This window comes from Caballeronia sordidicola, assembly GCF_000729995.1.
Taxonomy (GTDB): Bacteria; Pseudomonadota; Gammaproteobacteria; order Burkholderiales; family Burkholderiaceae; genus Caballeronia; species Caballeronia sordidicola_A.
Window position 1 is genome coordinate 1 of the sequence record NZ_JNFG01000037.1, and the last position, 17,868, is coordinate 17,868.

Genomic DNA, 17,868 nt, shown 5'->3' on the forward strand with positions numbered 1-17,868 from the left:
GGATAGCGATCGGGGTTTTCACGCTTGGAATGACAGTTCTTGTCGCGTGCAAGGCGGGGTGGTGGGGCCTGGTTGCTTTTGCGCTATCGCTTGCCCTCTCGGGCTATGTTGCGTATCGCTACATTTTGGGGCGTGGCGCCAGGCCGTTTGCCACCGCCCCCGATTCCGATCTGCGCACGGTACTGAAGTCTCTCTATCTCCAGCAGCAATTTGCGCGCTTCGCCATTGCGCAGCAAGGCGTCGATCCGGTCGACCTTCACGGGGCCTTCGGCCGATTCGTCGACGAGCACCAGCCCTCTAACCTCTCACAACCGAGCCAGGCGCCAGGAGTGATCCAGTCATGATCGAGAGAAAGCACGCTGTCGCAGATCTCGATCTTGCCGATATCCAGGGCAACATCCTCACTGCCTATGGCCGTTTAGGTTTTCCGAAGGGGCGTTTCCTGCTGGTCAATGTGCGTGATGCGGCCCGCGGACGCGCCTTTATCGAGTTTCTGCGCCCGCGCGTGACCACGGCGCTGCGATGGCCTTCCCGCAAACGCAGCAGGCCTACCGGCAAGGTGGTAGTGCCGAGGCCCGACGTGACGATCAACCTCGCCTTCACGTTCCGGGGCCTGTTGGCCTTGGGCGTGCCTACGCGGACGCTGCGCGGCTTGCCCGATGAATTCATCGACGGTATGTCGGCCCGGGCATCAATCCTGAGCGACAACGCGAACGGCGCATCGCATGCGGACTGGGACCCGGTATGGACCCGGACAGACCCGGAGACGTATCCGCATATTCTCGTCATGCTCAATGCCCAAATGCAGCAGGACGGCAGCCCTGTTCTGTCATTGGATACGCTCACGCTGGAGATCGTCGATTGGTGCGAATGTTGTGGCGCTGGTGTGGTGCTGTGCCGTGGCCATCGCGGCGCGGACGATCGCTGGCAGGATCTTTCAGCCATCACGCAGAAAATGGGTGACACGATCGTTCCGACGCCCAACGAGCATTTTGGCTTTACCGACGCGATCAGTGATCCGGCCTTCGACGGGCAGGTGCCGGACGCCCAGGCGGCAGCCAGTGCCATCGGCCAGGGCAAATCCGACGGCTTCGGCAATTGGTCGTTGCTGGCACGCGGGGAATTCCTGTTGGGCTGGCCGGATGAAGCGCAGGAGATTCCTGGTGCCGCCATGCCCCTCGATTTCAGCCGCAATGGAACCTTCTTCGCCTATCGAAAGCTGCATCAGGATGTGGAACGCTTCCGCAAGTGGATCGATGTCACGGCGACCCAACTGGCCAGGCTGTGGGGCATGGGTACGCACGAGGAGGCGTCTCAGACCTTAATGGCGAAATTGGCGGGCCGGTGGCCGGACGGGGTGCCGGTGATGGCAGCTCCGACCTATACCGACTGGCAGGCCTTCAACCGCGAATATCCAGAGCCTCTCGATGACTCGATCAACGCGGAGCGGGCGCGTCGTCTGGTCGATTTCGGGTATCGCGAGGATTCGGCCGGTGTGCGCTGTCCGGTTGGGGCTCATGCGCGGCGCATGAACACGCGTGACATGCTCGACCCCCGTGCTGGCGATGACAACCCGAAACTTCGTTCAGGCTCCGCGCTCAACAACCGCAGGCGCGTCCTGCGCCGCGGTCTTCCGTATGGCAGCGCGAGCGACGCCAATGGTGAACATGGCGTTGTCATGCTCGTCGTTTGCGCCGACTTGTCGCGCCAGTTCGAGTTCGTTCAGCAACAATGGCTGAACTATGGTCTCGATTTCGGCCTCGGCAACGATACTTGCCCGTTGGTCGGTAGTCATGCGAACGATGCGCGCTTCGTGATCGCGGCCGATCTCGCCAAGGGCAATCCCCCGTTCATCGCCAGTGGCATTCCGCCATTCGTGACGACGCGTGGCGGCGATTATTTCTTCATGCCCAGCATGACGGCGCTGCGCCTGATCGGCATGGGCGTGACCGATCCCACTTGAAACAGGGTGCACGCATGTCCCTTGCCTTGAACCTGTTCCATGCCACCGAGCTCGAGGCTCACACGCTGGGCGAGGGCGCGCTGCGGGGAGCCGAGCTCGCCTCAATGCTGGCGAGCGGCACGGGTGACATCAAGGAGCGGCTGAAACGCTTGCTGGCCGATCCGGCGGGGCAGCGTGCGCTGTTCGCGTCGCTGCGCGCGTTTGCACCCAATCTGGCCACCGACAAGACGCTGATCACGGCTTATCCTTGTAACGGTACGGTGATTGTCTCCCGCGCTGACGACGTGCGCGAGGTGCTGGATCGGCAAGACGACTTCGAGGTCGTCTACGAGCCCAAAATGCGCAAGATCACGGGCGGTGTCAATTTCTTTCTCGGGATGCAGGATGATGCCGATTACCAGCGTGATACGTCGATCATGCGGCTTGCCGCACAACGTGGCGACGTGGCTGATATCGTCGTGCCGCAGGCACGCGAAGCGGCTCGGCAGATCATTACCCATCATTCGAAGACTATTGATCTGCCCCAGGTGTTGACCACGGTCGTGCCCGCGCTGATGGTGCAGCGCTATTTCGGCATTGATACCGCCTCGGTTGAAGATCTTCGCGAATGGGCGACCGCCATGTTCTGGTATTTGTTCGTCGACCTGCAGGGTGATCCGGACATCGAGAAGAAAGCGCTGGACTGCGCAGCCAGGTGCCTGGTTGCTATCGACGCGGCCATTGCCAAGGCCGAAGCAAACGCCGATGGCCCAGTCACCGTACTCAAACGTGCCATCGCGCTGCGCGATGCCGGTACCGGGGGATTCGAGGGGTCCGGCATCCGCAACAACATGATCGGACTCGTCATCGGCGCGATCCCGACCATTTCGAAGGCTTGCGTGCAGGCGCTGGACGGATTGCTCGATCGCCCGGATGTGCTGGCTCGGACACAAGCGGCTGCGGCGTCCAGCGATGAGCATGCAGTCGGCTGCGCCGTTTTCGAGGCGTTGCGGTTCAATCCGGTCAATCCGGTGATCTACCGCCGTGCCGCGCGTGACTGCGAAATTGCTTCGGGCACCACGCATGCGTGCCGGGTGAAGAAGGACACAATGGTGCTGGCCTCGAACCTGTCGGCGATGTTTGATCCGGCAGCGGTGGACGATCCCGACGCATTTCGCATGGACCGGCCCTGGAATGTCTACATGCTTTGGGGTTATGGTCTGCATCGCTGCTTTGGCGATGTGATCAATCGCGGGATTATCCCGGCGTTGCTTACGCCGCTTCTTGCCGGCACGCCACTGGCTCGTGCTGGCGGCGACGCCGGTCACCCGGATAAAGTAACGCCATTCCCGCAACATTTTACGGTGATGCGGTGAACCAGCTTTGCTGTGTTCCGCCGGCCTTTGCATGTCGATACCCCGATCCATGCCAACGGTGCAATTAATCAGGATGAGATCCCGACTGCCAACTCGGGTTACTCAGCGATACATGAAGTACTTCGGATTACTATTGATTTTCTGAGAATTATGAACCGACAGGAATTGCCCGCGTTGTCGCGACAATAGATGTGCGCTTCTGTTCTCGCCCGGCTATGCACTTCAGCAAACACATGAGCAGGTATGTCAATTTACGATTGTGGCTCGCGTCTGGAACCGCATCACCTTTAAATTGTGTTTTACCCCGCAACTCATTTAGCGTGCGGCGTCAGGCTTTTGCGAATGCGGTTAGCGCCCCCGCGGCGATCAACACGACACCGCTCGCCCGACTCGCGGCACTGGCCCATTTTCGATTGGCGGCCAATCCCTGACTTTTCGCGCCGAGCCACGCATAGAAAGTATACGAACAGAGGTCGAGCAGTACGGTAGTCAGGCCGAAGATCAGCATTTGAAGCCAGATCGACCGGTGCACGTCAACGAACTGCGGTAGCAGCGCGACGAAAAAGAGCAGCGCTTTCGGGTTGGCCAACTCGACCATCAGGCCCTGGCTCAACGCACGCGGACCACTGAGCGCCGCAATGCCCGCGGGCTGAATAGTCAGCGCGCTCGACCGGTTGAATAACGCCCGGACACCGAGATACACGAGATAGGCAACCCCGGCCCACTTCACCGCATTGAACACGTTGTGGCTCGTGACGATCAGAGCAGCAAGACCGGTCGCCGACAAGGCGAAATAAATTGAATTGGCGAGCGCGATTCCGGCGATGGCCCAGTAGCTGCGCCGCACTCCGTTGGAGATGCCCTGCGCGATCACGAGGAGGGCTGCAACGCCGGGCGTCAGGCAGACGAGACCCGTTGTTGCGATGAAGATCAGCCAGATTTTCAGGTGCATATGAAGACTCGTACGATGGTGGGAGCAACTTATAATCTATCGCGTCATCCTGGTTTTGATAACAGACATTCAATGGTATTTTCCAGGAAAACCCGATCATTGATCGGATTTATCGGGAGTTTTCAATGAATACCAAAATTGATCATCACGACCGCAAAATCCTGGAGCTTTTGCAGCGGGATGCGCGCGTGTCCCATGCGGAAATCGGCCGGCGCGTCCACCTCAGTCAGCCGGCAGTGTCTGAACGAATCAAGCGACTGGAGGCGCAGGGGGTCATCGCCGGCTATCGCGCGTGGGTCGACCCGGCGAAACTCGGTTACACGATCACCGCCATGATCCGTGTGCAGGCTCAGGCGGGGCGGCCGTATGAAGCGTTTGCCCGGGAGCGCCCCGAAGTTATCGAATGCCTGACAGTGACAGGCGACGATTGCGCCTTGCTGCGTGTGCTTGCTACCGACGTGCAGCATTTGCAGAGCATTGTTGATGCACTGAACACATACGGCAGGACCTCGACGGCTATCGTGCTATCGACGCAGGTCGCCCACAAGCCGGTCGGGCCTCCGCTACACAGCGAGTAAGCTTAGGATAACGATCAATACGATCAGGTCAGACATCGCATGGCCGACCGCTACATGCTGGCGTTTTCAACAACGCGGCCTTCCGCACGCCAGCGGAGCATACCGCCGGCAAGGTTGGCGACCCGCTCGAAGCCGGCCTGCCGCAGCATGAGCGTGGCTTGCGCCGACCGACCGCCGGCCCGGCAGACAGTCACGATCGGGCGTTCCTTCGTGAGTTCAGCGGCGCGCTCGGCTAGATCACCCAAGGGAATAAGCGTAGCTGCGGGGATGCGCCCCAGAGGCCCGTTGAACTCGCCGGGTTCGCGCACGTCGACGATCTCGACCGCACGCAGATTTTCCTCGAGCCACTGGGCATTGATTTCCCAGATGCCCGCAAAGCTGCATGTCAGTGGCGCCCACTCGGGCTCCTTCATTTGCGCTGGATTGCTGGCCGCCAAGCCGCATTTCAGGTTCGCAGGCACCGCTACGTCGATCTGCTTCGGATGCGGCAGGTGCAGGTTCGTCATGTATCCGTTGAAATCGTCTTCACACAACTCACCGCCAAGGCGCGGATTAAAGCGCCGCTCCTCGCCCACACTGGTGACCGTCAAACCGCGATAGTCGTGGGCCGGATAAAGCAGGCACGCGGCGGGCAGCGTAAAAATGTGATTGTGGACCGCGCGAAAAAGGGCGTGCGCGTCACCGCGCTGGAAATCCGTGCGGCCAGTGCCCCTGATCAACAGGCAATCGCCGGTAAATGCCATGGTTTCGTTGTCGAGTACGAGTGTGATGCATCCATCGGTATGACCCGGTGTCGCGCGAATGGTCAGATACCTCGCGCCGAACTCGACCTTGTCTCCATGACTCAGATAGCGGTCCGCGCCTTCGGCGCCGCTCGCAGCCGATATCGCAATCCTGCTACCTATGCGGCGATTCAGCATCCATGCGCCGGTCACGTGATCGGCGTGGACGTGGGTGTCGATTGTGTAACGCAGATGCAATCCAAGCTCTTCAATCAGGGCACCGTCCCGGCGCACCTGTTCAAAAACCGGATCGATCAGCACAGCTTCGCGTGTTGTGCTATCCGCCAAAAGATACGTGTAGGTCGACGATTGCTGATCGAATAGCTGGCGGAAGGTCAACACGATTTCGCTCCGCGGCCCGCTTTTGCGAGCGCTTCAGGGTGCCGCCCACGGGGCGTTGACAAGCTGTCCCGCGGGTAGTCTAACTTGGGCGCAGCCCGGTCAGCGTGCCGGACACACGAATGCACCCGGACTCACATCGGGCGCCGGACTTTGCACGGTCAGGCGCTTGCCGCTCCAATCAAGGGGCGCTTACTTCGGTTGCGCAACGTATCGCAGGTAAGGCTTCACGGTTTTGAAACCCTGCGGATATTTTTGCATCGCGGCATCGTTGGAAACGGAGGTTGGAATGATCACGTCTTCACCCGGCTTCCAGTTCACCGGCGTCGCCACCGCGTGTTTGGCGTTGAGTTGCAGCGCATCGAGCAGGCGCAGCACTTCGTCGAAATTGCGGCCTGCACTCATAGGGTAGACGAGCATCGCCTTGACCTTCTTGTCCGGCCCGATGAGAAACACCGAGCGTACGGTCGCGTTGTCCACCGCGGTGCGCGGGCCGCCGCCGCTCGCCTCGGGATGAATCATGTCGTAGAGCTTCGCGACCTTCAGGTCCGAATCGCCGATCAGCGGGTAGGCGACCTCGTGGCCCTGCGTCTCCGCGATATCCTTGACCCACTTCTCGTGGTCACTGACGGGATCGATGCTGAGCCCGATAATTTTCGTGTTGCGCTTCTCGAATTCCGGCTTGAGGCCTGCCAGGTATCCGAGTTCCGTCGTGCAAACGGGGGTGAAATCCTTCGGATGCGAAAACAGGATCGCCCACTGGTCGCCGATCCATTCGTGAAAACGGATCGTCCCTTCGGTGGTTTCGGCGGTGAAATCGGGAGCGTCTTCTCCTAGTCGAATTGACATCATCAGTCTCCATTGGACGGTGCATCAAGGTGCCAGTGCCGCGCTCGGAGCGACGTCCCCCGAGGCTGCGTGGGATTTGGTCAGGCGATTGGCCTGACTCGAGATTACCCTCCGGCTGGTTGCACCGTATCGTGCTGGAGGACGATTTGCGGCCGGGGCAGATTCAGAGGCTTGCCCCCATAGCCATGATGCGGGACGGGCATCGTGCTGCAGGTCCCACATATAGGGTAGGACAAAAAAGGCATTTTTTGCCGGAAAAATGTAGGGCTGATCCGCCGCTGTGGCGCCGGGCTCGTTTGCACATACGAATGCCAGCAGCAAGGGCACCATTTATTCGCTGGTGCCATATAGCTCGCGGCCCGGTGCCTGCCACGTCGACAGCGCGTCATCTCGGGGAGCAGCCGGGCGACGTGATCGGCGATGCTCTGCTTCGCAGTCTTATCAGCGACGCGCACTCGACGGATCGCAACATTCGCGTCGGTTATGATGGCTGCCGACGAAATTCCGAGTAAGACGGTATGCCCAAACAACCCACCACCGAAAAAACGTCGGCTCTTGACGGGCAGAACGACGCCGCCGAGAGCACGGAGGACGCCGCCGCCGGCGCGTCCTATCTGGTCCCGGGACTCGAGCGCGGCCTGCGAATTCTTGCGGAGTTTTCCGCTCGCGAGCCGATTCTCGGTGCGCCTGAATTGTCGAAGCGTATAGGCATCCCGCGCACAACGACGTTCCGATTGCTGCAGACGCTCGAATCGCTGGGTTTCCTGGAGCGCGTCAATGACGATCGGAATTTCAGGCTGGGCGTCGCGGTGCTGCGGCTTGGATTCGAATACCTGAGTTCGCTCGAGCTCACTGACTTCGCGGCGCCGATCCTCGAACGTCTTCGGGACGCTACCGGCCTGAATGCCCACTTGCTTATCCGCGATCAACGCGATGTGGTGTTCGTCGCCAAGGCCCAGAGTCACGACGCCATGTTCAGCTCGGTGAGGGTGCATGTCGGCACGCGGTTTCCCGCGCATGCAACCACGCACGGGCACGTGCTGATGAGCGACCTTGGTTTGCCGCAACTTCGCGTGCTTTATCCGGAAAAACGACTCGAGCAGTTCACGGACCGGACGCCGGGCACAGTAAGCGAACTGGAGGAACGGGTGCGTGCGTGTGCATCGCAGGGATATGGCTCGAGCGAAGGAGCATTCGAGCGGGGAATCTCGGTGGTGACGGCGCCGGTGAGGGAACGCTCGGGCAGCATAGTCGCTGCAGTGACGGTCACGGTGCCGCGTTCGGAATTCGGAACGGCGCGTGAGAAGGACGACCTCGTTACCGCCGTATGCGGCGCGGCGATCGAACTATCGATGCGAATGGGGTACCGGCCCTACGATGGCGACCCCACCACTCAGCTGGCTGCACGCGGAACCGAAAAAGCGGAGTGAAAGAGCCGCGTCGCGTAGATGCGCGACGCCTCTTGGCGGCTCGCTTTAGAACGCGTGATGAATCCCGGCGAGCACCGCCACCTGATTGCGGTTACTCGATACACCCGCCGTGAACAGCGCGGCATTCGCCCCTGAGCTGGCGCGCTCGTACAACGCATTCACATACACCTGCGTCATCTTCGACAGCAGATAGATGTCACCAATCTCGAACTGCGTATAGCGCGCGCCGGCGAATGTCGTCGTGGCTGCACCGCCCGCGATCCAGTTGTCCGGGACCATCTTCCACGTCGCGCCCGCATCGTAGCTCTGGAACAGGTTGGACACGCTATTCGATTGCAGCTTCACGCGCGTGTACAAAGCGTGCGTTACCACGTTGCCGATCGTGTAGGAAACACCTGCGCCCATGTTCTCGACTTTATCGGCGGTATAGGTTGCGGCCGGCTGGTTCTGAAAAGTCACGTAGCCGAGTGTCGAGACGGAGACCGTGCGGTTATGTTCGTTCGAATAAGTCGCGGCCGCGGTGAAGGGGCCGTTCGCGTAACTCACGCCGAAACTATCTGACTTGCCCGTAGAGAAGTTGGTCGTGTTGCCCAGACCCAGCATCGCGCCGAAGGTGAGCCCGTGATAATTCGCCGAGGTGAACTTCACCGAGTTGTCATAGGGAACCACGCCGGTGTCCGCGAGTTCGTCGATATTGCCGGGATGGAACGCGTACCAGCTTGCCGCTTGATACCCCGTGGACAGCGGTCCGAGGTAATCAAACGAAAACGGCGTTTGATGCCCTAAGGTGACCTTGCCGAACTGGTCCGAACTAAGGCCCACATAAGCCTGCCGGTTAAACTCGACACCGCTCTTCGCAAAGGCGCCGGTGTTCGTATAGAAGCCATTCTCCAGCACCACGATCGACTGCAGCCCGCCGCCCAGATCCTCGACCGCGCGAATGCCCCAACGGTCCGGCTGCATGTTGCCTTGCTCTTCCATCCATTTGGCGTGGCCTCCGCTGTTGCTGATGTACGCAATGCCTGCATCCAGGCTGCCGTACAACGTCACGGAACTCTGCGCCCACGCGCCCGATGCAACGCCGGCCCCGATCAACCCCGCCGCGATGATGTGTTTCACCTTACGTTCTCCTAATTGTTCAATTGATTCGCGAGCTCTGATTTCCCCCGCCGCGCATTCCCGTTCCCTCAAGTCGAGTGATTCATTGGTTTGTTCCACCTATGGATCAACGTCTTGCCTATGGAAAGTATATTCAGTTTTTGAGCTGGGAAAAAATAAATTCGTGCGATCGGAAATTGTGACCCAACGGATCTGACGGGCACCCAAAATGGGGCATAACTAACTGTTTTGAAAGAAAAAGCTCGGTACGCATGCACGTCCTGTATGAGCGGTGAATTCGCCAATCTTCAGTCCACTAAGTGTTTTCACTGAGAGCGTCATTTTTCTTTTTGATCAGCGAGAAACCGCTTCTATAATGACCACATGTAAATCAACGTTCCGTATATGGAACAAACAAACCCCGGAGGAAGTGAGCAATGGCTGAGCAATGGCGTTGCGCCGGACAGGCCGGTGATCTGTCGGAGGACTCTCCGATCGAATACAAGATCGAAGGCGGCGCGGAGGTCGGTATTTATCGCGTGGGCGACGAGTTGTATGCGCTCGAGAACGTGTGTCCGCATGCGTTTGCGCTGCTGACACAAGGTTTTATCGATGGCGACACGGTCGAATGTCCGTTGCACGAAGCCGTTTTTCATATTCCGACGGGCAAGTGCCTGAAAGAGCCCGGTGGCCGCGACTTGAAGACCTACTCGGTTCGACTCGCCGGCGAAGAAATCCAGATCAAGGTGGAATGACATGGCAACGAATGACGCTCCTCGCGAAGTAACCATCAACTTCAATCCCTCGCTCAAGCCGTGGCTTGCGCCGGAGCCGAACAACGTGGCCGGCAAGGGCGTGATCGAAAAGCCGGGCGAGACGGAAAACTTCATCTGGCAAACGCGCAAGGCCGAGCCGACGCAATACGAAAACGACTTCGGCGATGCGCTCGAACGCGTGTTCGATGCCGGTGCGGTCGAGCTCGATCAGGTCGTCAACGGCTTGAACGGTATCGGCTTTCGTACGCCCGAGGGCGCTGCGTGGACCGAAGAGCGGCTCGCCGCCGAGTTCCGCACGCTGGCCGATTGAACGCCGCATCAACCGATATCAGGAGTTAAGTAGATGACGTCTCCCAATACAGATAACGTGACCGCTGGGATTGAACCGGTTCAGGCGTACCTCGATCGAGGCTTGCGCAATTATTGGTACCCCGTTGCGCCGAGTTGGCAAGTGGCGAATGCGCCGATCGGTCTGACCCGGCTAGGCGACCAGATCGTGTTGTGGCGCGACAAGGACGGCCAGATTCATGCGCTTGAAGATCGTTGCCCGCATCGTGGCGCGCGTCTGTCACTCGGATGGAACCTCGGCGGCAGCGTGGCATGCTGGTATCACGGTATCGAGGTGGATGGCAGCGGCACCGTGCAGAAGGTGCCGGCCGTGTCCGCGTGTCCGCTCGAAGGGCAGAAGTGCGTGAAGTCGTATCCGGCACAAGAACATGCGGGCGCGATCTTTCTCTGGTTCGGCGATGACGCGAACAAGGAACCCGCACCGCTGCAATTACCGGAAGAGCTGGTCGGCGAGGAATACGCGAGCTTCCTGTGCATGTCGCACTGGAAGTGCAATTACCAGTACGCAATCGACAACGTCATGGACCCGATGCATGGCGCGTATCTGCACGCCACGTCCCACTCCATGGCCGACGGCGACAAGCAAGCCGACATGCGCGTGCGCAAGACGGACACCGGCTTGATGTTCGAAAAGGTCGGCCAGCGCGACGTCAATTTCGACTGGGTCGAGATCGGTGAAACGGGTTGCCTGTGGATGCGCCTGGCGATTCCGTACAAGAAGAAGTTCGGTCCGGGTGGCAACTTTGGAATCATCGGCTTCGCTGTTCCTGTCGATGAAAACAATTGCCAGGTCTATTTCTGGCGTACCCGCAAGGTCTCGGGCTGGCAGCGTGATGCATGGAAATTCATGTATCGCAACCGTCTCGAAGGACTCCATTGGGCGGTGCTGGAACAGGATCGATACGTACTCGAAAGCATGGCGCCGAATGCGCGTGACCACGAGTTCCTGTATCAGCACGATGTCGGCATGACGCGTGTGCGCCGCATGTTCAAGCAACGCGCGCAACAACATCTTGCCGCGCTCGACGCGTTGAAGGCTCAACAGCCGGAGCACGGTCATGCGTGACGCGCTTGCCGGACGCCGCATTCTTGTCACCGGTGGCGCGCGCGGATTGGGCGCGGCGTTTGTCACGTCGCTGGCCCAAGCGGGTGCGCGAGTGGCATTTGGCGACGTGCTGGAAGACGAAGGCCGAACACTTGCGAAGACGTTGAACGAAGCGGGTTATCGCGTGGACTTCGTGCCGCTCGATCTGAACGATACGGCGAGCATTCAGAGGTGCGTTGCGACGAGCGCCGAGTTGATGGGCGGTATCGACGGGCTGATCAACAACGCGGCGATCACGAATTCAGGCGGCAAGTCTGCCGACGAACTGAGCACCGCGACGTGGGACGCCGTCATGAACGTCAACGTTCGCGGAACCTGGCTTATGAGCATTGCGGCTATGCCGCATCTTCGTGATTCAGGTCGGGGCAGCATCGTGAATATTGCGTCCGATACAGCCCTTTGGGGCGCACCAAAACTGCTCGCGTATGTCGCGAGCAAGGGCGCCGTCATTGCGATGACCCGATCGCTTGCCCGCGAGTTCGGTGCGCATGGCATCACGGTGAACGCCATTGCGCCTGGACTGACCGAAGTCGAGGCGACCGCGTACGTGCCGGCTGAACGCCACGAGTATTACATGAAGGGACGCGCGCTCAATCGAGCGCAGGTTCCCGACGACGTGAACGGTCCCGTCCTGTTTCTCTTGTCCGATGCAGCCCGCTTCGTCACCGGCCAGTTATTGCCGGTGAACGGCGGCTTCGTCATGAACTGATTCAGTGAATCAAGCAGCAACAAACTCAACGTGTTGAAGGAGCAATCAATGGCCGATGCGGATATCGAACGCAAGTCGTGGGAACAGCCCGAAGAAGCGAGTTTTTCACAATGGATGGACTCGCGCGTCGCGCGTCTTGAAACGCGCAAGTACGACTGGGACGCGCTGAAGTTCCAGGCGGATTACGACCCGAAGTATCGTCGGGCACAAATGCGTTATGTCGGCACGGGCGGCACGGGCGTGGCGAAGGATGTCAACACGGTTCCGGCCGGCGGCTTCACGTTCTCGACCATGGTCATTCCGGCCGGAAACATTGGTCCGAGCCATATTCATATGGATGTCGAAGAAATTTTCTTCGTGATTCGCGGAAAGATGAAAGTGGTGTGCGAGAAGGACGGCGAGTCGTGGGAAACGGTTGTCGGTGAGCGTGACCTGATCTCGGTGCCGCCGGGCGTGTACCGCACGGAAATCAATATCGGCGATGAAGACGCGCTCATGTGCGTGATGCTAGGCGCGGCTAAGCCGATCACGCCGACGTATCCGCCCGATTCCCCGCTGGCCCGGCTTAAGCGCTAAGCCGATGACATCGCCCGCTTTCTCACTTAGCCACGCTGACGCGCTCGTTCGTTTCCCCGAGCAATGCGTTGATACCGCGCGAGGCACGATCGGTTATCGCAAGGCAGGGGGCAGGCACCTGCACACCATGCCGATCGTGATGCTGCATGGTATTGGCTCGGGCGCCGCGTCCTGGGTGCGCCAGATGGAAACACTGCGAGACGCCCATCAGGTGCTTGCGTGGGACGCGCCAGGGTATGGCAAGTCGAGCCGCGTTAAGTCCGCCTCGCCGGTGGCATCGGACTATGCGGACGCGTTGAGCGACTGGCTCGATGCACTCGGGATCGAACGCTGCGTGCTCGTGGGCCATTCGCTCGGCGCAATCATGGCGGGCTCGTTCGCGAGCCGTCAGGCGGCGCGGGTAGCGGGACTGCTGTTGTTGTCGCCTGCGGGAGGATACGGCGCGGCACCGGCGCAGGTGCGTGAAGAGAAGCGCGATGCGCGCCTTGCGATGCTGGCTGAACTCGGGCCACAGGGCTTGGCTGAAAAACGCAGCGCGAACATGCTGTCGGCCGATGCCGGTGAGGACGCGAAGGAATGGGTGCGCTGGAACATGGCACGCATCGATCCGGCCGGCTATGCGCAGGCGACGCATCTTCTCGCCAACGCGGATCTGGCGTCTGACCTGACGCACTTCAAAGGTCGCGTAGCGGTTGCAGTGGGCGCCGAAGACTCGATCACGCCGCCCGCTGCCTGCGAACAGATCGCGAAAGCCGCCAACGTCAACCTGCAAGTGGTTCCCGGTGCGGGTCATGCGGGCTACATCGAAGCGCCGCTGCGCTACAGCGCCTTGATCGAGGCGTTCGGCACGCAGTGTAAGGGAGTGATGCAATGACAGCAGGAACCCTCGCCGTGACGGCTGATGACGCAGAGAAAGACGATGGCAATTACATCGTGCCTGGACTCGAACGAGGCTTGAAGATCCTGGCCGAATTCTCTCCGCGCGAGCCGGTGCTCGGTGCGCCGGAATTATCGAAGCGTCTGAAGATTCCACGCACAACCGTTTTCCGTCTATTGCAGACGCTTGAGTCGCTCGGCTTCCTGGAGCGGGCGGACAAGGATCGCAACTACAGGCTGGGCGTTGCTGTATTGCGGCTGGGTTTCGAGTATCTCAGCTCGCTGGAGTTGACCGATCTCGGCTTGCCGATCATCGAAGCCTTGCGCACCTCGACGGGGCTCACGAGTCACATCCTGATTCGCGATGGCCGCGACGTCGTGTTCGTGGCGAAGGCCCAGAGCCAGGAGCCGATCTTCAGTTCGGTGAAGGTCAATGTCGGTACGCGGCTGCCTGCCCACGCGACCACGCACGGTCATGTGCTGATGGGGGATCTTTCCCTCGATGAACTGCGCGCGTTGTATCCCGAGCCCGTGCTCGAGCGTTATACGCGGCTCACGCCGGAGACGGTCGAGGCGCTGTACGAGATGGTTCGCGCCGATGCCGAACGCGGTTATGCGATCAGCCAGTCATCGTTCGAGCGTGGCATATCGGTTGTCACCGCGCCGGTGCGCAACGACACGGGGCGCATTGTCGCGGTGATCACGACCACGATTCCGCGGCCGGAAATCGATGCAACGCTGCTGGATACCGGCCTGGTGGACAAGGTGCGTCATGCGGCCACCGAGTTGTCTTCACGCCTGAACTACCGGCCGGGCGCTCAAAGCAAATATCTGAAATCGCTAGGACTGAAATCATGATCCAGATCGACCTCACAGGCCAGGTTGCCGTTATTACGGGCGGCTCCTCGGGCATCGGCCTGGCGACTGCGGAGCTGTTTCTGCGCGCCGGGGCATCGGTTGCAATTTGTGGACGTGACGCCACGCGGCTTGAGGCCGCAGAAGCGCAACTGAGCAGTCAGTTCGCCGATGCTCAATTGCTCACAGTGCAATGCGACGTACTCGATGCAAAGGATATCGAAGCATTTGCCGCAAAGGTCTCCGAGCACTTCGGCCGCGCCGACATGCTGCTGAACAACGCGGGTCAGGGCCGCGTGTCCACCTTCGCCGATACCACCGACGAAGCCTGGCGCGATGAACTCGACCTCAAGTATTTCAGCATCATTCGTCCGACCCGCGCGTTCCTGCCGATGCTGCGCGACGCACCGTCGCCGTCGATCGTCTGCGTGAATTCGCTGCTCGCGCTGCAGCCCGAGCCGCATATGGTCGCGACATCGTCGGCACGCGCCGGGGTGCTGAGCCTCGTCAAGTCGCTCGCCACCGAACTCGCGCCGCAACGCATTCGCGTCAATTCGATTCTGATCGGCATTGTGGAGTCGGGTCAATGGCGCCGCCGGCATGCGGCGCAGGCGCAGGACGGCCAGAGCTGGGAAGCATGGACAGCTGAACTTGCGCGCAAGAAAAACATTCCGCTTGGCCGCTTCGGACGTCCTGAAGAAGCGGCACAAGCACTCTTTTATCTGGCCACGAACCTGTCGTCCTATACGACTGGGAGCCATATCGATGTTTCCGGAGGATTTGCACGTCATGTCTAACACCACTACCGTTGGCGAAGTGATCGCCGCCTTTCTCGAACAATGCGACGTTCGCACGGCCTTTGGCGTGATCTCGATCCACAACATGCCGATCCTCGATGCCATTGGTACGCGCGGGAAGATTCGCTACGTCGGCGCACGCGGCGAAGCGGGCGCGCTGAACATGGCCGATGGCCTCGCGCGTGTCTCCGGCGGCCTCGGCGTGGCGTTCACATCGACGGGAACGGCCGCCGGCAACGCCGCCGGTGCGATGGTGGAAGCGCTGACGGCAGGTACGGCGCTCCTGCATATCACCGGCCAGATCGAGACGCAGTTTCTCGATCAGGACCTTGCTTACATTCACGAAGCACCGGATCAGCTTTCCATGCTGGCATCGATTTCCAAGGCGGCGTTTCGCGTGCGTTCGGTCGACACCGCGCTTGCCATTGTGCGTGAGGCCGTGCGCGTCGCGTTCACCGCGCCGAGCGGGCCGGTGAGCGTCGAGATTCCCATCGATATCCAGGCGGCTGAGATCGAATGGCCGGCGGATCTTGGCGCTCCCCACGTGAGCACGCTCACGCATGACGGCGCGCGGGTCGAACAACTGGCGCAGGCGCTGATCCGCGCGAAGCGTCCGTTGCTGTGGCTCGGCGGCGGGTCTCGGCATGCGCGTCCTGCCGTGGACCGGCTCGTTGCGCTGGGGTTTGGCGTGGTGACGAGCGTTCAGGGACGCGGCGTGGTGCCCGAAGATCACTCGGCCACGCTCGGTGCGTTCAATGTGCACCCGGCCGTGGAGAGCTTCTACAAGACCTGCGATGCGATGCTTGTGGTCGGTTCGCGTCTGCGCGGCAATGAGACGCTCAAGTACAAGCTGGCGTTGCCGCAACCGCTGTATCGGATCGACGCCGATGCGTGCGCCGACAATCGGGGCTACAAGAACGACATGTTCGTGCATGGCGATTCGTTGTCCATCCTCGATGAACTCGCAACGCGTCTTGAAGGCCACTTGAAGATCGATCCGTCATTCGCCGGTGATCTCGCGGCCGCACGCGAAACTGCGACCGCGGATGTGGCTAAAGGCCTGGGACCGTACAAGCGCCTCGTGGAATCGTTGCAACGCGTGATCGGGCGCGACTACAACTGGGTGCGCGACGTCACGATCTCCAACAGCACGTGGGGCAATCGCCTCCTGAAGGTTTTTGAACCCCGCTCAGGCGTGCATGCGCTTGGCGGTGGTATCGGCCAAGGCATGCAGATGGCGATCGGCGCGGCGTTGGCTCATCCGGCGAAGAAGACCGTGTGTCTGGTCGGTGACGGCGGCTTGATGGTGAACGTCGGCGAACTCGTGACGGCCGTGCAGGAAGACGCGAACGTGATGATCGTGCTGATGAACGATCAGTGCTATGGCGTGATCCGCAACATCCAGGACGCGCAATACGGCGGCCGTCGGATGTTCGTGGATCTGCATCAACCCGATTTCGCACAGTTCTGCGCGAGCTTCGGCATGACGCATCACCGCATTTCCTCGCTGGATCGCGCCGAAGAAATCATCCGTCAAGGCTACGAGAAAACCGGCCCGGTGATGATCGAAGTGGACATGGTGTCGGTGGGCTCGTTTGCAACGGCATTCGCGGGTCCGCCGGTCAAGAAGGAAGAGCCGAAGGAGCCCGAATATGCGTGACGCCAACGGCCACACGGTCCCCGTCGATGTCGCGATGATCGGCTTCGGCGCGGTCGGATCGACGGTGTATCGCGCGATGGCGTCCGATCCAATGGTGCGCGTGTCGCATGTGATCGTGCCGTCGCGCTACGCGGATGAGGTGCGTGCGCAGGTCGGCCGGGACGTCGATGTCGTGTCGTCCGTCGATGCGCTCAGCCGGCGCCCGCACTTCGCGCTGGAATGCGCGGGACACGGCGCGCTGCTCGATCACGTGGTGCCGCTGCTCAAGGCAGGGACGGACTGCGCGGTGGCGTCGATTGGTGCTTTATCGGACGAGCAGTTACTCGACGCATTGTCGCGCGCCGCCGATGAAGGCGAGTCTGTGCTGACGCTGTTGTCCGGTGCGATAGGTGGCGTCGATGCGCTGGCTGCGGCGCGGGAAGGCGGCCTCGATGAAGTCCTGTACACGGGCCGCAAGCCGCCCTCGGGCTGGCTGGGCACGCCGGCAGAAGCCTTGTTCGACCTGCTGAGCCTGACCGATGAGCGCGTGATTTTCGAAGGCAGTGCGCGTGATGCGGCGCGTCTCTATCCGAAGAACGCCAATGTTGCGGCGACCATTGCGCTGGCCGGTCTCGGTCTCGACCAGACCATCGTGCGGCTCATTGCCGACCCGAAGGTGGAGCGCAATGTACATCGAATCGTGGCGCGGGGCGCGTTCGGCGAGATGTCGCTCGAAATGTGCGGCAAGCCGCTTCCCGACAATCCCAAGACGTCCGCGCTGACGGCGTTCAGCGCGATCCGCGCTTTGCGCAACCGTGCGGCGCGCTGCGTGATCTGAATG

The 17,868-nt window shown here is 60.7% G+C and carries 19 protein-coding genes; 15 read left to right on the plus strand and 4 right to left on the minus strand.

Annotated elements, in window-relative coordinates; genetic code table 11:
- The 3 genes from FH08_RS0128410 to FH08_RS0128420 all read left to right on the plus strand — a co-directional run.
- Positions 1–344: hypothetical protein (locus tag FH08_RS0128410; protein ID WP_031361598.1), on the plus strand; the 344-nt coding region annotated here is incomplete at its 5' end.
- Positions 341–1,963, plus strand: coding sequence for a Dyp-type peroxidase (locus FH08_RS0128415; protein WP_031361599.1), 1,623 nt, complete (start codon positions 341–343; stop codon positions 1,961–1,963). The genes FH08_RS0128410 and FH08_RS0128415, both read left to right, overlap by 4 nt.
- A 14-nt stretch (positions 1,964–1,977) precedes the next feature.
- The gene (locus FH08_RS0128420; protein ID WP_051888608.1) at positions 1,978–3,318 is read left to right on the plus strand and encodes a cytochrome P450; all 1,341 of its coding nucleotides are present in this window, start codon (positions 1,978–1,980) and stop codon (positions 3,316–3,318) included.
- Positions 3,319–3,646: 328 nt separating this feature from the next.
- On the opposite strand, the gene FH08_RS0128425 is transcribed toward FH08_RS0128420, so the two are convergent.
- Positions 3,647–4,270: a LysE family translocator gene (locus tag FH08_RS0128425; RefSeq protein WP_031361601.1), complete on the minus strand. Its 624-nt coding sequence runs from the start codon at positions 4,268–4,270 to the stop codon at positions 3,647–3,649.
- A gap of 125 nt (positions 4,271–4,395) precedes the next feature.
- On the opposite strand from FH08_RS0128425, the gene FH08_RS0128430 reads away from it, so the two are divergent.
- Positions 4,396–4,848, plus strand: a complete 453-nt coding sequence (locus FH08_RS0128430) for an Lrp/AsnC family transcriptional regulator (protein WP_031361602.1) — start codon at positions 4,396–4,398, stop codon at positions 4,846–4,848.
- A 50-nt stretch (positions 4,849–4,898) separates the two neighbouring features.
- Here FH08_RS0128430 and FH08_RS0128435 read toward each other — a convergent pair whose 3' ends face one another.
- A complete protein-coding gene (locus tag FH08_RS0128435) occupies positions 4,899–5,969 on the minus strand; it encodes a rhodanese-like domain-containing protein (protein WP_031361603.1) in 1,071 nt (356 codons plus the stop codon).
- A 192-nt stretch (positions 5,970–6,161) separates the two neighbouring features.
- Positions 6,162–6,818: a peroxiredoxin gene (locus tag FH08_RS0128440; protein WP_031361604.1), complete on the minus strand. Its 657-nt coding sequence runs from the start codon at positions 6,816–6,818 to the stop codon at positions 6,162–6,164.
- Positions 6,819–7,336: 518 nt separating this feature from the next.
- On the opposite strand from FH08_RS0128440, the gene FH08_RS0128450 reads away from it, so the two are divergent.
- On the plus strand, positions 7,337–8,248 hold the full coding sequence (locus FH08_RS0128450) for an IclR family transcriptional regulator (protein ID WP_031361605.1): 912 nt from the start codon (positions 7,337–7,339) through the stop codon (positions 8,246–8,248).
- A 45-nt stretch (positions 8,249–8,293) separates the two neighbouring features.
- Here FH08_RS0128450 and FH08_RS0128455 read toward each other — a convergent pair whose 3' ends face one another.
- Positions 8,294–9,367 carry a porin gene (locus FH08_RS0128455; protein WP_031361606.1) on the minus strand — a complete coding sequence of 358 codons (1,074 nt, stop codon included), beginning with the start codon at positions 9,365–9,367 and terminating at the stop codon, positions 8,294–8,296.
- A gap of 416 nt (positions 9,368–9,783) precedes the next feature.
- On the opposite strand from FH08_RS0128455, the gene FH08_RS0128460 reads away from it, so the two are divergent.
- From FH08_RS0128460 to FH08_RS0128505, 10 genes are read left to right on the plus strand one after another with little or no spacing between them, the layout of a single operon-like run.
- Positions 9,784–10,101, plus strand: coding sequence for a non-heme iron oxygenase ferredoxin subunit (locus tag FH08_RS0128460; protein WP_031361607.1), 318 nt, complete (start codon positions 9,784–9,786; stop codon positions 10,099–10,101).
- A gap of 1 nt (position 10,102) precedes the next feature.
- Positions 10,103–10,432: a recombinase-like helix-turn-helix domain-containing protein gene (locus tag FH08_RS0128465; RefSeq protein WP_031361608.1), complete on the plus strand. Its 330-nt coding sequence runs from the start codon at positions 10,103–10,105 to the stop codon at positions 10,430–10,432.
- A 33-nt stretch (positions 10,433–10,465) separates the two neighbouring features.
- Positions 10,466–11,536, plus strand: a complete 1,071-nt coding sequence (locus FH08_RS0128470) for an aromatic ring-hydroxylating oxygenase subunit alpha (protein ID WP_031361609.1) — start codon at positions 10,466–10,468, stop codon at positions 11,534–11,536.
- The gene (locus FH08_RS0128475) at positions 11,529–12,284 is read left to right on the plus strand and encodes an SDR family oxidoreductase (RefSeq protein ID WP_031361610.1); all 756 of its coding nucleotides are present in this window, start codon (positions 11,529–11,531) and stop codon (positions 12,282–12,284) included. Before FH08_RS0128470 ends, FH08_RS0128475 begins: the two co-directional genes overlap by 8 nt.
- Before the next feature lie 48 nt (positions 12,285–12,332).
- Entirely contained in the window at positions 12,333–12,860 is a 528-nt protein-coding gene (locus tag FH08_RS0128480) for a cupin domain-containing protein (protein ID WP_031361611.1), read from the plus strand.
- Positions 12,861–12,864: 4 nt separating this feature from the next.
- Positions 12,865–13,734, plus strand: coding sequence for an alpha/beta fold hydrolase (locus FH08_RS0128485; RefSeq protein ID WP_031361612.1), 870 nt, complete (start codon positions 12,865–12,867; stop codon positions 13,732–13,734).
- Positions 13,731–14,594, plus strand: a complete 864-nt coding sequence (locus FH08_RS0128490) for an IclR family transcriptional regulator (RefSeq protein ID WP_031361613.1) — start codon at positions 13,731–13,733, stop codon at positions 14,592–14,594. The genes FH08_RS0128485 and FH08_RS0128490 overlap by 4 nt, the downstream gene beginning before the upstream one ends.
- Positions 14,591–15,388 carry an SDR family oxidoreductase gene (locus FH08_RS0128495; RefSeq protein WP_031361614.1) on the plus strand — a complete coding sequence of 266 codons (798 nt, stop codon included), beginning with the start codon at positions 14,591–14,593 and terminating at the stop codon, positions 15,386–15,388. The genes FH08_RS0128490 and FH08_RS0128495 overlap by 4 nt, the downstream gene beginning before the upstream one ends.
- Complete coding sequence (locus FH08_RS0128500) at positions 15,381–17,048, plus strand: thiamine pyrophosphate-binding protein (protein ID WP_031361615.1); 1,668 nt, start codon at positions 15,381–15,383, stop codon at positions 17,046–17,048. The genes FH08_RS0128495 and FH08_RS0128500 overlap by 8 nt, the downstream gene beginning before the upstream one ends.
- Entirely contained in the window at positions 17,041–17,865 is an 825-nt protein-coding gene (locus FH08_RS0128505) for an aspartate dehydrogenase (protein WP_031361616.1), read from the plus strand. The genes FH08_RS0128500 and FH08_RS0128505 overlap by 8 nt, the downstream gene beginning before the upstream one ends.
- Positions 17,866–17,868: the final 3 nt, after the last annotated feature.

Coding starts and splice junctions, on each gene's coding strand:
- FH08_RS0128415 (WP_031361599.1), top strand. CDS start 341: ATGATCGAGAGAAAGCACGCTGTCGCAGATCTCGATCTTGCCGATATC.
- FH08_RS0128420 (WP_051888608.1), top strand. CDS start 1,978: ATGTCCCTTGCCTTGAACCTGTTCCATGCCACCGAGCTCGAGGCTCAC.
- FH08_RS0128425 (WP_031361601.1), bottom strand. CDS start 4,270: ATGCACCTGAAAATCTGGCTGATCTTCATCGCAACAACGGGTCTCGTC.
- FH08_RS0128430 (WP_031361602.1), top strand. CDS start 4,396: ATGAATACCAAAATTGATCATCACGACCGCAAAATCCTGGAGCTTTTG.
- FH08_RS0128440 (WP_031361604.1), bottom strand. CDS start 6,818: ATGTCAATTCGACTAGGAGAAGACGCTCCCGATTTCACCGCCGAAACC.
- FH08_RS0128450 (WP_031361605.1), top strand. CDS start 7,337: ATGCCCAAACAACCCACCACCGAAAAAACGTCGGCTCTTGACGGGCAG.
- FH08_RS0128460 (WP_031361607.1), top strand. CDS start 9,784: ATGGCTGAGCAATGGCGTTGCGCCGGACAGGCCGGTGATCTGTCGGAG.
- FH08_RS0128465 (WP_031361608.1), top strand. CDS start 10,103: ATGGCAACGAATGACGCTCCTCGCGAAGTAACCATCAACTTCAATCCC.
- FH08_RS0128470 (WP_031361609.1), top strand. CDS start 10,466: ATGACGTCTCCCAATACAGATAACGTGACCGCTGGGATTGAACCGGTT.
- FH08_RS0128475 (WP_031361610.1), top strand. CDS start 11,529: ATGCGTGACGCGCTTGCCGGACGCCGCATTCTTGTCACCGGTGGCGCG.
- FH08_RS0128480 (WP_031361611.1), top strand. CDS start 12,333: ATGGCCGATGCGGATATCGAACGCAAGTCGTGGGAACAGCCCGAAGAA.
- FH08_RS0128485 (WP_031361612.1), top strand. CDS start 12,865: ATGACATCGCCCGCTTTCTCACTTAGCCACGCTGACGCGCTCGTTCGT.
- FH08_RS0128490 (WP_031361613.1), top strand. CDS start 13,731: ATGACAGCAGGAACCCTCGCCGTGACGGCTGATGACGCAGAGAAAGAC.
- FH08_RS0128495 (WP_031361614.1), top strand. CDS start 14,591: ATGATCCAGATCGACCTCACAGGCCAGGTTGCCGTTATTACGGGCGGC.
- FH08_RS0128500 (WP_031361615.1), top strand. CDS start 15,381: ATGTCTAACACCACTACCGTTGGCGAAGTGATCGCCGCCTTTCTCGAA.
- FH08_RS0128505 (WP_031361616.1), top strand. CDS start 17,041: ATGCGTGACGCCAACGGCCACACGGTCCCCGTCGATGTCGCGATGATC.